Source organism: Arthrobacter sp. UYEF3 (genome assembly GCF_040546245.1).
Taxonomy (GTDB): domain Bacteria; phylum Actinomycetota; class Actinomycetes; order Actinomycetales; family Micrococcaceae; genus Arthrobacter.
The window spans coordinates 1-11,493 of sequence record NZ_JBEPNK010000044.1; the positions used below are offsets into that span (position 1 = coordinate 1).

Here is an 11,493-nt window from a genome sequence, read left to right on the forward strand (position 1 = left end):
GCCCGCCCCCTTTCCAGAAAAACGAGACCGCCCCCGGGCCGTCACGGCTCAAACCTGCGGAACCGTCAAACCACTACCGACCCACGCACCTAGGACTAAGCCCGGCGAAAAGCATGCGGTTTGTCATCCTCCCGCAGGCACTGCGCATCATCATCCCGCCGCTCGGTAACAACACGATCCACCTCCTCAAGTCCACCTCACTGGTCAGCGTGATCTCGATGACCGAACTTCTGTACTCAACCCAGATCATCTACGCGCGTACCTTTGAAACCATTCCACTTCTGGTCGTGGCGAGCCTGTGGTACCTGATAGTTGTGTCGATTCTCACGGCATTGCAGGCATGGATCGAACAGCGCCTCACCGGCAGTGGGCCTATGGGAGGCCGCTTCTGGCGAAGTGTCGGACGACGCGCCCTCGCCATCACACGAACCCCCTCCACGACGAAAGGCGCTGAGCTATGAGCGCTATGGTGATGATCAGCAATGTTCGGAAGCAATTCGATGAAAACGTCGTCCTCAAAGACATCAACCTTGAAGTCCAAACCGGTGAGGTCCTGTGCCTCGTGGGCCCGTCCGGTTCCGGTAAGAGCACACTTCTCAGATGCATAAACCACCTGGAAACCATTGACGGCGGCCAAATCGTCGTTGACGGTGAGACCATTGGCTACCGACGGGACGCCAACGTACTACGGGAACTGAAGCCGCGGGATGTGGCACGGCAGGTCCAACACATCGGAATGGTGTTTCAGCAGTTCAACCTCTTTGCCCATATGACTGCCTTGGAGAATGTCATCCTGGCGCCGATGCGGGTGAGCGGAATCAACCGGGCCGATGCAAAAAAGAGAGCCGTGGAGCTGCTGACCCGGGTAGGTCTCGCCGAGCACGCTCACAAGAGACCGGAAGCCCTCTCAGGTGGACAACAGCAGCGTGTAGCCATCGCAAGGGCTTTGGCCATGGACCCGAAATTAATGCTCTTCGATGAGCCTACTTCCCCCCTTGACCCTGAGCTTGTAGGCGAAGTCCTGGAGGTTATGCGTGACCTGGCTGCCGACGGCATGACCATGGTGGTTGTTACTCACGAAATGGGCTTTGCCCGTGAAGTCGGAGACACTCTGGCCTTTATGGCCAACGGTTATCTGGTCGAAAAGGGAGCCCCGGCTGAGGTGCTGTCCAACCCACAGGAAGTGCGCACCAAATCCTTCCTTTCCAAAGTGATGTAACGCAGTTTCTCCGCACCCAACTGCCGAGCACCGGGCCTGCATCCACATGTTGCTGACGCAGGCCCGGCGCCTTTTTTAGTCCAAAGCCTCCCCCGGTATCGCCGCACGATGCCGCAATCTCACGATGGGAAGAATCCAAGAATGACCAGCGCCCATGACTCTCTTACTGCTGCGCCGGTGCTACGTGCCGCAGTGGCCGAACTCCCCACATACATTGCCGGCAGAGCTGCCCAAACAGCACTGACCGCGGCACTGGCATCCAACGAGAGCCACTTTTAACCCCGCTACAAGAGTGCCATCGATGACCAGCTCCAGGACGCCGTAGCGGTACTGGATGGATTTTATGCCGAGGTCCTGGTTATGCCGAGGTCGGCATCATGGGGTTGCCGCCTCGCGGTTCGGGCGATGAAGACCTCGGCATAACTCGGTTGGAGCGGGACGCCGGCCTCGAAACCTGCCGAGGTGGCCGGATTCTTATCGCTGACTTAAAGTTGACGAAACACAGCAGCGAGCCGAGAAGGTCTTGGCGGCCTCTCACACCTGCCCGATCCCCGAAGTAGCCCGCCTGGGCCGAGTCCTGCGCCGCTGGCGCAACGCGTTTCTGGCGTACTTCACCACGCAACGCTCATCGAATGGCGGCACCGAAGCCATCAACGGGATCATCGAGCTCCACCGCCGCCTGGCCCGCGGCTACCGCACCTAGACAACTACCGCCTCCGAATGCTCCGGCCGCCGGAGGACTCATACCCTGATCCCCAACGGATGTCCGAAGAGCCGACAAACCCTCCACCAAACCCGGGGCTGAACACCCAACGAGGGCCGCGCTGGTCACAACCGACAACTTGGAACGTGAGGTTCGCTCAAGTCGTCTGTGGGTAGCAGTTCCTTTCCCGTGGAACGCACCGGGTCAGTGGTTTAGCGGCAGAAAGAGGACTGTGTAGATCCCCAGCAGTGCGAGGACCACGAGGCTGGCCGCGACTGCAGCCGTGGACGTGATGTCCGGGGGCATGCTTTCCTGCTTGATGCCGTAGATGGCGCGATGGACGCGGCGTTTTCGGGTGAGATGGATGGCCAGGGCGGTGAGGATGGAGGCCGCGACAAGGGTACCGACGAACCAGCCGTGGTGGGGCATCCAGCGCAGGAAGATAGTGGCGGCGACGATGATGGCCAGGGTGGTGCGGCTCCAAGCGAGGTCGGTGCGTTCGGGCTGCAGACCGGCATCGCCGTGGGTGGGGACGTCCCGTTGCGCCATGGCTCAAGCCGTTCGTGCCAGAACGAAGACGACCATGATGGCAGCGACAGCGGTGCCGCCGGCGGCGAGGACCGGGGCGATCCAGGGCATGGGCAGGGGGGACTTGCAGCGCATGGCGCGCTCGACGTTGAGCCAGCGGAAGAAAGAGCCACCGCCGATGAGGAGGGCCAGAACGAGGAGCAGCACCGCGAGGGTCTTCCGTAGTTCCGGGGTGAAGAGGTCGGCCATGAACGCTTCGACGGCGACGCCGCCTGCGAGCATAGCCAGCGACGTGCGGATCCACGCGAGGAAGGTACGTTCGTTCGCTAAGGTGAACCGGGGGTCGGGTTCGCTGCCGTCGCGCAGGATCCGGGCGGAGAAGCCGCTACGCCCGGCGCCTCCTTGCGCGCTGCTGTCGTCTGCCAATGTGGGTCTCTCTTTCCTTTGCTCAGCGCCGGATTATTTCGACGATACGGTGCGGTCGGTGTTCCTGAAGTTCCCAAGGACGGCCGCGCGTTAGTCTCCTGCTGCGAGGGGGCCGGCGCCGGTTATTGGCACGCGGACCTGGCCGCGTTCAGAATGGCCCGGTCTGTTGTCATGTATGCCGTCGGGTCGCCGCTGTCGGACTGTCCCAAAGAAATCGTGCCGGCCCGCAGGGTGGAGACGATTCTCTTGGCCGACATGTGCACCGCAACGACTCCGCTGCGGCGCATAAATGGGATGTCGTTGATGGTGAGTCCACCACCAGCCATGATTTCAAGTGCCCCGGCAGCCCGGACGGACATGCGCCGCAGCGTCCCCAGCCCCTGACCGGCTGTTGGCGCGCCTCCAGAAGTAAGCACACGGTCAAATCCCAGTTCCACCAGGGTATCGATGGCCGCCAGCGGCTGTTGGGCCTGATCGATGGCACGATGGAAGGTTAGCTGCGCCAGCGGGTGGATGTCTTTGGCGGCCTCGGCGATACGCCTGGTTGCCTCAGTGTCAACGTTCCCCTGGTCCGTCAGTACTCCGAACACGATTCCGCTTGCACCTTGGGCCATCAGGTGCTTCGCCTCGCGCGCCATCGTGTCCAATTCCTGTCGGCTGTAGTGGAAGTTCCCGGGACGGCAGCGGATCAGGGCATGGATCTCAAGGCGTTGGTCGACAGCTTCAACGGCCGCCTCCATGAGGCCCTGCGTCGGTGTGATACCTCCGATTTCCAGGCTGCTGCAGAGTTCGATCCGGTCGGCGCCTTCGTCGGCCGCGATGCCGGCACCGGCTGCCCCGACAACAGCGATTTCGAGTTTCAATCGCTGGTTCACGGCAGGAAAGTTCGTCCTGGCCAGTCGGTGAGTGATCCGATGCGCTCCATGAATGACTCGTAGACCAGGCCGTGGCTGGAGCCGGACCACATCTTCTGCGCCAGCAGTCCGAAGGTAGGCTCCACCATTTTGTGGATGGTGTGTTCGTCGTAGTTCAGCTGTACCAGGTCGTTCCACACGGCGGAGGCGGCTCCAAGGAGCTGAGGATGCTGGTGTCGAAGTACATCGTCGGGTCCGAATATGTGAGGTTCCCAAGACTCGAACAATGCGCGTCCGTCCAGGTGTTTGCCGTGGTAGTAGTCGGCAAACGGGACGATGTATAGAAGGTTGTCATTGGTGTTAATCACCCGGTAGCCGTCGTCGACGGCAGACTGTGGACCGTACCAATCGTTGTTCCAGGAACAGATGACAACATCCCGGCTGTATCCGCCGGCTGTGGCGGGCCCCGCGCCCGAGGACATCGTGGTCAGGCTGCCCCATGCCATGGGATTCTTACCCAGGCTGCGAAGGTGGGCGCTGATGTCGTTGAAGAAGGTTCGATAAGTCTCGGCGTGGTCCCTCTCGTACTCGTCGGCTCCGAAGTGAACGGTCATTCCTCGGAACCAGGGGGTGAACTCGTCAAAGACGGCCTTGATGAGCGCGGTGGTTGCTGGTTTGGCCAGATCGAGCATGTCTGAGTTGCCGCCGTCCAGGCCAAGTTCCGGCATCCAGCTAATGAAGGACCGGGCATGGGCCGGGACGTCAATCTCGGGCACAAGGCTGACGTGGTGGCGTGCTGCGAGCTCTTCGAAGGAGTCCCAATCCGCACGCGTGTAGGCGCCATCGGTGGCCGCCAAACCAGCAAATCCCGGGTTGTCGGTCGCGAGTCGGAAAGCTTGCTGGGCCACGTCCCAGCTACGTTTTGAGTCCTTGACAATTTCGTTGTCGTTGAGATGAATGATGAACGTGTTCAGCTTGAACCAGCTCATGAAGCGAATGTAGTCGCGGATGAAGGACGGTGCCGCGAACCGGCGCCCTACGTCTAACATGAAGCCGCGCACAGGATAGTTTGGCCAGTCAACAGCCGTGCCGTGGGGCAATGACTGGGATTGGAGGAGTAGTTGCAGTAGTGACCGGGACCCCCAAAATATGCCCGCTGCCGTTCTGGCACGGATCTCGATGGTTCCACTAATGGACAGCAGGTAGCCTTCGGCGTCGGCTGTGCTGTTGTCGGTGTCGAATGCCATTGCCTTGTCCAGGACCAGGCTGATGCCTCCGGGGGTCACCGGCCCGGTGCTTGGAGACACATGCGAGCCGCGCGTTCCGGTTATACCGGATATCTCGGCAATTTCTTGCAAGAGCTGTTCGGCTGTCTGGGCCAGTCCTTGGTTCGAATAGGCGAGGCTGAACCCGGTTGCAAGTGTGAGCGTCCCCGGTTCAGGAGACCACTGTTGCGGTGCGGGAATGATTCCCAGGCCGTTGAGGGACATTTGGTTATCCGGGGTTGATGCGTGCGTTTGCGTCATGGGTGCAGTTTCCTTCACGGCCGTTTGCGCTGGATCGTCCGGGTCAGAGGGAGGCAAGACGCGCCTGGCGGCGTTGCCTCTGGCGGATCGGATCAGCTACCGGGGAAGCGAGCAACAAACGTTGCGTGTAGGGGCTCTGCGGATTTTCCGATACGGCCTCAGCGTCGCCAAACTCCAGGACTTCCCCGTTGTAAAGGACGGCAATCCGGTGGCTGATGTGGCGGACCACGGCCAGGTCATGGGATATGAACAAGTACGCCACACCTATGGCCTCCTGAATTTCCAGGAACAAGTCCAACACCCTGGCCTGGGTTGACAGGTCCAGGGCCGAAACCGGTTCGTCGCAGACTATCAGCCGGGGTTCAAGGGCAAGAGCCCGGGCAATCGCCACGCGCTGGCGTTGGCCACCGGAAAACTCCCGCGGCAGGCGGCCGGCGGCATCAGAAGGAAGATGCACCCGGTCCAGTAGACGGGCAATCCTGGCGCTGGCAGCACTTTTGTCCACACCCTGGACAATAAGCGGCTCGGCGAGAATGTCCTCGATAGTCATGGCCGGGTTAAGTGAGGTGTAGGGATCCTGAAAGACGACCTGGATGTCTTTGCTCAGTGAGCGCCGCTCCCGGGTGCCCAAGCGGGCGATGTCCTGCCCATCGAATTTGATGCTGCCCGACGTCACAGGGGCGAGCCCGAGGACAGCGCGGCCAATGGTTGTTTTGCCGGACCCCGATTCGCCCACCAACCCCACGGTCTCGCCACGTTTCACATCCAGGTTCACGCTGCGCAAGGCACGAAATGGCGGTCTCCGCCAACCCTTCATCGGGAACTCTGTGACCAGGTCATTGATCTCGAGCAGTGATCCGCTCATGGCTTAGTCTCCTCAAGGACCGGCATCTCTGCAGGCAATAGGCGCGTCCGGGGTGTTTTGTCTTCGAGCCCGGAGCCGAGGAGCATCCGGGTGTACGGGTGGTAGGGGTTGCTGAAGAGTGCTTCGACAGCGTTCTGCTCCACGATTTTGCCCAGCTGCATGACCGCGACACGGTCGCAGAGGTCCGCCACGACACCGAAGTTGTGGGTCACCATGATCACTGCCATTCCGGTTTCCTGCTGAAGTTCGCGCAACAGGTCCAACACTTCGGCCTGGACAGTGACGTCCAATGCGGTGGTGGGTTCGTCGGCGATCAGCACGGCTGGGTCGCAGGCCACTGCGCCGGCGATAAGGACCCGTTGTGCCATGCCCCCGGAAATTTGATGCGGATAGGAGTTGAAGGTCCGTTCGGGGTCAGAGATCCCTACCCTGGCCAACATAGCCAAGGCCTTGTCCCGCGCCTCATTATTGCCCAATCCAAGCTGATGCCGGAGCGGTTCCACCAACTGATAGCCGATCTTGAACGACGGGTCCAGGTTGGACATGGGCTCCTGCGGGATGTACGCAATGCTTTTGCCCAGCATGCCCCGGCGCTCTCTGGCCGACAAAGTACTCATATCACGGCCAGAAACAGTGATGCTCCCATCGGCTTGCTGCCCACCCGCCGGCAGCAAGCCCAGGCATGCCCAGGCCGTCTGGGTCTTGCCGGAGCCGGATTCGCCCACCAGTCCAAGGATTTCTCCCCGCCGGACTCCGAACGAAACCCCTTTAACCACTAGCTTGTGGCCGTCGCCAGAAGGATAGCCGACGTTGAGATTCCGCACCGCCAACACAGCCTCATCAGGGACGAACTCACAGCCGGCAACTCCGACGACGGCGGTTCCGGCTCCGGCACGGGTGTCCCCGTCGAGGGCCTCAACAGTTGTATCAGCCTGTGAAGTGGCCGGGTCCCGCGGCTTAGCGGTTGTGGACTTTCCACGACAACGGGATCTGGTCTTTACCCGCTTACTGTCTTCGAGGGCATCGCGAAGACCATTTCCGAAGAGGATCAGAGCTGCGTTGACAACGCCAAGCACCAGGCCCGGCCACAGCATCAGCCCGGGCGCAATATAGAGGTTGACCATCGCTTCGTTAAGCATGTTTCCCCAAGTGGGAACCGTGGCATCACCAAGTCCAAGGAAGTCCAACCCGGCTTGGACTCCGATGACAACGACAGCCGATAGGGCCGCGAAAATGATGATGGGAGCACGGATCGCGATGAGGATGTGCCGCCCTAGGATCCGGGGCAGCGAAAGTCCGGAGACGCGTGCTGCATCCACATACAGTTCGTTGCGGACTCCGCTGACAATACCGCGCACCAAACGGTGGTATCCGGGGGCCATTAGGACCCCAAAAACAGTCATGCTGAGCCAGATGTTGCTCCCCCAAGCCGCACGCACAGCCAAGAGCACCATGATGTGGGGCACCGCAATGACCAGGTTGGTATACCAGTCAAGGCCCGTATCCACTTTCCCGCCGTGATATCCGGCAATGAGACCGGTTGTCACGCCCAGGACACTGGCTACGGCAAGTGCCAGGGCTGCGCCACCCAGAGTGTTCCGACCGCCATGAAGGATGCGTGCGAAGACGTCGCGTCCTGAGCTATCTGTCCCCAGCCAATGTTCAGGGCCGGGGCCCAACAAGGCCTGGCCGATGTCCCCCGTGTTTGGATCAAAGGGCGTCAACAGTGGTGCCGAGATCACAGCCCCGATCAGGATCAACAATGTCCCCAACGAAACGAAGGCCACGGGGGACCCCAGGATGCGCGACAACAGGCTTTGTCGCGCGGTCAGTTTGTTCAGGTTTGCCAGGGCGCGGGAATCTGCAACGTTGCTCATGCGAGACGGACTTTCGGGTTGAGCCAGCCATTGAACAGGTCAATGAGGAGGTTGACGGTAACCACGATGATCACGGCGATCACCACAGCACCCAAAACTATGGGGATATCGCCCACCCCTGTAGCGTCCACCGCGATACTCCCCAAACCGGGCAACGCAAATACTCGTTCAATCATGACCGCGCCCGACATAAGAGCGATGAAATTCAAAGAAACGACGGTCAACGTTGGCGGGGCCGCGTTCCGTAATACGTGCCTAAACAACACGCTGCCTTCAGATAGGCCCCTGCTGCGCAGGGTCCGCACGAAGTCCTTTTCCAGGGTTGAAATCGTTGCACTGCGGACCTGTTGCGAGAGGCCTGCCACAGCACCGATTGCAAGTGAAAATACGGGCAGCGTCAAGCTCTGGAACCAACCCGTGAAGGACTGCGCCAACGGGACATAGCCCGTGGCGGGTACCAGCTGCCACTCGATGGAAAACTTTGCCACCAAGACCAAAGCTAGCCAAAAACCGGGAAATACGAGTCCGGCGATGGAAATTAGCTGCAGGGCCCGGTCTGTCCAACCGCGATAAAGTGCGGCCGTAATCCCGACCGCTACCGACACCAGGGTGGACATAACGACGGTACCAATAGCGATGGACAACGTGACCGGGACCCTGCTGAGCAAGAGATAGCTGACAGATTCCGCGTTGAACCAGGAATTCCCGAGGTTGCCTCCGGCGGCGCCCACAAGCCATCGGAAGTACTGGATGATCACGGGATCCTTCAGACCCAGATCGGCCTGTTTTGTTACGCGTCGCAGTGTTTGGCGGTAGGGGCGTCTCTGGCGGTGACGATGCAGGTTTTTGCCGCGGGGTCTTGATTTAGCTTCGTCGGCGGCGTCAGGCTGACGACGTCCGGATAAGGCGAACGGCCGGCGTGAGAGTTTCGAAGCAGCACGCCGGCCGTTCTGACGCGTAAGGCCGCGCCGATGCTCACGGTAAATCATGAGGCTGTCTCTGTCGAGTCGGATCTGGCCGGCGGGCGGTTGGCGTGTCCGGGGTGCAGGGGCAGGCTGCGTCCGTGGGGCTGGGCGCGGGAACGGGTGATCCGCCATGGCACCGGCGCGGATCTGGCCCTGGTGCGCGGGCGTCCGCGCCGGGGGCGATGCGCGGATTGTTCGGCCACGCATGTGCTGTTGGGCGTGGATCTGGCGGCCCGGCGGGCCGATACGGCCGAAGTGATCGCCTCCGCCATCGAGGCCAAGGCTGCCGGCGGGGCAGGGCACCGGGTGATCGCCGCGTGGCTGGGCCGGCCTGCGTCCACGGTGCGCGGCTGGCTGCGGGCGTTCGCCACTTCCGCCGGCCCGATCGCCGAAGTGTTCACCGCTCTTTCCCACCGTGACGGGGCGGACGCGGCCGGACTCTGGCCTGCCCCGGCCCCGGCACAGGCCGGCCGGGCGCTGTCCGCGGTAACGGCGTATGCGGGTGTGCTGGCGGCCCGGTTCGGCGTCGCCACCCTGGCGTGGCAATCGGCAGGGCTCGCCGTCGCGGGTCCGTTCTTCTTCAGCGCCGGCCGATGGCAGGACCGGGAGCAACACGAGCTGGCCCTTATGCCTGATACCCCGGGCGGCAAGGGTGGAGGGAGCGCCGGCTGATCCTGCCGGGGCCACCGTTTCCTGACCTCTTGAAAAGGACAATGACCCATGACGGAATTTGAGCCGCACCGCGGACCCCTGGCCCGCAAGGACCGGGCGGAAAAGACCGCTTTGTTCCGCTACCAGCTCATCCGCGAGGCCGCGGACACGTCGCTGACCTCCCGCCAGCGCGGGCCCATGGTCCGCGCCCTGGCCGCCGTAGAGCACACCGGCCCTTCCGGGCAGAGTGTCCGCTACTCCCGGGAGACCCTGGACCGGTGGATCAGCGCCTGGCAACGGGAGGGATTCGACGGGCTCAAGCCGAGGGAAAGGGCCGCCGGCCCCGTGACCCCGGAGACCGTGCTGTCCCTGGCAGCGACGCTGAAGCTGGAGCGTCCGCACCGCACCGCGGCGCAGGTGCGGCGGATCATGGCCGAGACCCTCGGCGACGCGCCGTCCGAATCCACGCTGCTGCGCCACTTCCGCACCCTGGACATCCCCACCGGCACGGCCGCGCAGGCCACCGGCCGGTTCGAAGCGGCCCGGCCGAACGAGATCTGGGTCGGCGACGGGCTCCACGGGCCCCGGATCGGCGGCCGGAAAACCTACCTCTTCGCGTTCCTGGATGATCATTCCCGCCTGGTGACCGCGGCCCGCTGGGCGTTCGCCGAAGACGCCGTGAGGCTTTCGGCCGCGCTCCGCCCGGCCCTGCAGACCCACGGAATCCCCGACGCCGCCTACGTCGACAACGGCTCTGCCTTTGTCGATTCGTCCCTGGCAAGGATCTGCGCGCGGCTGGGCATCAGACTGATCCATTCCCGGCCATACCGGCCCCAGGGCAGGGGCAAGATCGAACGCTTCTTCAACACCGTGACATCCCAGTTCCTCTCCGAGATCACCGTGCTCGACGCCCCGGTCCAGAGGACCGTTCCGGGCACCGGGGAGGATCCTGCCGGGACCGCGGTCGCCAGCCTGGAGGAACTGAACGCCTTGTTCACGTCCTGGGTGCAGATGGTCTACCACCGCACCGTTCACTCCACCACGTCGATGACGCCGCTGGCCCGCTGGGACGCGGGCTGGGAAAACCGGCGCCCGGACCGCCGGGATCCGGACGTGATCGCCGAAGCGTTCCGCTGGTCCGTGACCCGCAAGGTCACCAAGACCGCGACGGTGTCCCTGCAGGGCAACACCTACCAGGTCGACCCGATGCTGGCCGGCACCCGCATCGAGCTGGTCTATGACCCGTTCGATCTGACCGGGCCCGTCGCCGTGTCCGCCGCCGGCGGCGTCCCGGCAGGGGAAGCGGTCCTGCTCGAGATCCGCCGGCACGTCCACCCCAAGGCCGCCAACGCCGCCAAAGACGCCGACGCCGGGGCGAAGAACGCCGCCTCCGGGATCGATTACCTGCGCCTGGTCGAAACCCGCCACAAAACCGCGATGACCGGCGCCCCGATCAGCTTCGAGAAGATGGCCACCGGCGCCGGCGCGACCGGAACCAATGGAGGACCCCAATGAGCATCTCAAACCTGCAATCCCACTACGGCTTCACAGCCATGCCCTTCGGCCGCTCCATCCCGGTCCAGGCCCTGCACCCGCACCCCGGGCACCGTGAGGCGGTCGCCCGGATCCAATGGTGCGTCGCGCAGCGCCAGATGGGCGTGGTCACCGGCGAGGTCGGCGCCGGCAAGACCGTCGCCGTCCGCGCCGCACTGGCCCAACTCGAAGCATCCCGCCACCAGGTCATCTACATCGCGGACCCCACGATCGGCATGCGCGGGATCCAGTCCCAGATCGTGACCGCCCTCGGCGGACAGCCAGCGTTCTACTCCGGGGTCCTGGCGCACCAGACCGCGTCCCTGCTCGCCGGGGAACTGGACGA

General features: G+C 62.9%; 12 protein-coding genes and 1 pseudogene. 6 read left to right on the plus strand and 7 right to left on the minus strand.

Features of this window, described 5'->3' with window-relative positions:
* From ABIB14_RS18200 to ABIB14_RS18210, 3 genes and pseudogenes are all read left to right on the plus strand, one after another.
* On the plus strand, nucleotides 1-461 hold a 461-nt coding region (locus ABIB14_RS18200; protein WP_354237311.1), incomplete at its 5' end, for an ABC transporter permease subunit.
* 5 nt (nucleotides 462-466) lie between these two features.
* On the plus strand, nucleotides 467-1,219 hold the full coding sequence (locus tag ABIB14_RS18205) for an amino acid ABC transporter ATP-binding protein (RefSeq protein ID WP_502909698.1): 753 nt from the start codon (nucleotides 467-469) through the stop codon (nucleotides 1,217-1,219).
* 505 nt (nucleotides 1,220-1,724) lie between these two features.
* Nucleotides 1,725-1,971: pseudogene (locus ABIB14_RS18210) on the plus strand (transposase); the annotation flags it as partial.
* 155 nt (nucleotides 1,972-2,126) lie between these two features.
* Here the strand turns inward: ABIB14_RS18210 and ABIB14_RS18215 are convergent.
* From ABIB14_RS18215 to ABIB14_RS18245, 7 genes are all read right to left on the minus strand, one after another.
* Nucleotides 2,127-2,471, minus strand: coding sequence for a DUF202 domain-containing protein (locus tag ABIB14_RS18215; RefSeq protein ID WP_354237313.1), 345 nt, complete (start codon nucleotides 2,469-2,471; stop codon nucleotides 2,127-2,129).
* A 3-nt stretch (nucleotides 2,472-2,474) separates the two neighbouring features.
* The gene (locus tag ABIB14_RS18220; protein WP_354237314.1) at nucleotides 2,475-2,876 is read right to left on the minus strand and encodes a YidH family protein; all 402 of its coding nucleotides are present in this window, start codon (nucleotides 2,874-2,876) and stop codon (nucleotides 2,475-2,477) included.
* 122 nt (nucleotides 2,877-2,998) lie between these two features.
* Entirely contained in the window at nucleotides 2,999-3,751 is a 753-nt protein-coding gene (locus ABIB14_RS18225) for a copper homeostasis protein CutC (RefSeq protein WP_354237315.1), read from the minus strand.
* Nucleotides 3,748-5,256, minus strand: coding sequence for a beta-N-acetylhexosaminidase (locus ABIB14_RS18230; protein ID WP_354237316.1), 1,509 nt, complete (start codon nucleotides 5,254-5,256; stop codon nucleotides 3,748-3,750). The genes ABIB14_RS18225 and ABIB14_RS18230 overlap by 4 nt, the downstream gene beginning before the upstream one ends.
* 43 nt (nucleotides 5,257-5,299) lie before the next feature.
* A complete protein-coding gene (locus tag ABIB14_RS18235; RefSeq protein ID WP_354237317.1) occupies nucleotides 5,300-6,121 on the minus strand; it encodes an ATP-binding cassette domain-containing protein in 822 nt (273 codons plus the stop codon).
* Nucleotides 6,118-7,998: a dipeptide/oligopeptide/nickel ABC transporter permease/ATP-binding protein gene (locus ABIB14_RS18240; protein WP_354237318.1), complete on the minus strand. Its 1,881-nt coding sequence runs from the start codon at nucleotides 7,996-7,998 to the stop codon at nucleotides 6,118-6,120. The genes ABIB14_RS18235 and ABIB14_RS18240 overlap by 4 nt, the downstream gene beginning before the upstream one ends.
* Nucleotides 7,995-8,756, minus strand: a complete 762-nt coding sequence (locus ABIB14_RS18245; RefSeq protein WP_354237319.1) for an ABC transporter permease — start codon at nucleotides 8,754-8,756, stop codon at nucleotides 7,995-7,997. The genes ABIB14_RS18240 and ABIB14_RS18245 overlap by 4 nt, the downstream gene beginning before the upstream one ends.
* Nucleotides 8,757-8,969: 213 nt before the next feature.
* Between ABIB14_RS18245 and ABIB14_RS18250 the strand changes: the two genes are divergently transcribed.
* From ABIB14_RS18250 to ABIB14_RS18260, 3 genes are all read left to right on the plus strand, one after another.
* Nucleotides 8,970-9,635, plus strand: a complete 666-nt coding sequence (locus tag ABIB14_RS18250; RefSeq protein ID WP_354237320.1) for a hypothetical protein — start codon at nucleotides 8,970-8,972, stop codon at nucleotides 9,633-9,635.
* Between the two features lie 48 nt (nucleotides 9,636-9,683).
* Nucleotides 9,684-11,129 carry a DDE-type integrase/transposase/recombinase gene (locus tag ABIB14_RS18255; protein WP_354237321.1) on the plus strand — a complete coding sequence of 482 codons (1,446 nt, stop codon included), beginning with the start codon at nucleotides 9,684-9,686 and terminating at the stop codon, nucleotides 11,127-11,129.
* Nucleotides 11,126-11,493 (plus strand): AAA family ATPase (locus ABIB14_RS18260; RefSeq protein WP_354237322.1); only part of this gene is annotated, 368 nt, incomplete at its 3' end. The genes ABIB14_RS18255 and ABIB14_RS18260, both read left to right, overlap by 4 nt.

Bases quoted from the DNA above. Each gene is read 5' to 3' on its own strand.
- ABIB14_RS18205 (WP_502909698.1), top strand. From the start codon at position 467: ATGGTGATGATCAGCAATGTTCGGAAGCAATTCGATGAAAACGTCGTC.
- ABIB14_RS18215 (WP_354237313.1), bottom strand. From the start codon at position 2,471: ATGGCGCAACGGGACGTCCCCACCCACGGCGATGCCGGTCTGCAGCCC.
- ABIB14_RS18230 (WP_354237316.1), bottom strand. From the start codon at position 5,256: ATGACGCAAACGCACGCATCAACCCCGGATAACCAAATGTCCCTCAAC.
- ABIB14_RS18235 (WP_354237317.1), bottom strand. From the start codon at position 6,121: ATGAGCGGATCACTGCTCGAGATCAATGACCTGGTCACAGAGTTCCCG.
- ABIB14_RS18240 (WP_354237318.1), bottom strand. From the start codon at position 7,998: ATGAGCAACGTTGCAGATTCCCGCGCCCTGGCAAACCTGAACAAACTG.
- ABIB14_RS18250 (WP_354237320.1), top strand. From the start codon at position 8,970: ATGCTCACGGTAAATCATGAGGCTGTCTCTGTCGAGTCGGATCTGGCC.
- ABIB14_RS18255 (WP_354237321.1), top strand. From the start codon at position 9,684: ATGACGGAATTTGAGCCGCACCGCGGACCCCTGGCCCGCAAGGACCGG.